This window comes from Virgibacillus salexigens (assembly GCF_014905415.1).
In the GTDB taxonomy this organism is placed as follows: domain Bacteria; phylum Bacillota; class Bacilli; order Bacillales; family Amphibacillaceae; genus Virgibacillus; species Virgibacillus salexigens.
In genome coordinates this window covers 1-340 of sequence record NZ_BNEO01000069.1, presented here as the reverse complement: position 1 = coordinate 340, position 340 = coordinate 1, and the positions used below count along the sequence as shown (strand labels likewise).

Genomic DNA, 340 nt, shown 5'->3' with positions numbered 1-340 from the left:
ATGAAAAGTTGGATGGTGATCTTGCTATTGCTGTCATTGTAATGGGTGTAACGGATTTATGGGAATTAAAGACGGGAGAAGTTAAATTCTCTCCGGCTTTTTTTACCTTAGTTACACAGTTAGCGGTAGGGTGTTGATATGAGGAAAGATAAAGAATTGGTTTTAATAAAACAAGAATATAAATTCGATGAACTTAAGAATCAAATCCCTTATGGAGAACCCCGCAGAAAACCCGTTTTATGCAGTGAGAGTTCTGTAAGCAGGAATGAATTTTATAGTGCAGGTAACAAAGGATTTAAACCCGAGAAAGTATTCCCTATTTATTCCTTTGAATATGACA

Annotated in this window: 1 pseudogene; it reads left to right on the top strand. The window is 35.6% G+C overall.

The features are described 5' to 3' along the window. Positions 1-138 precede the first annotated feature (138 nt). A pseudogene (locus JKP73_RS23320) lies at positions 139-340 on the top strand (phage head closure protein); the annotation flags it as partial.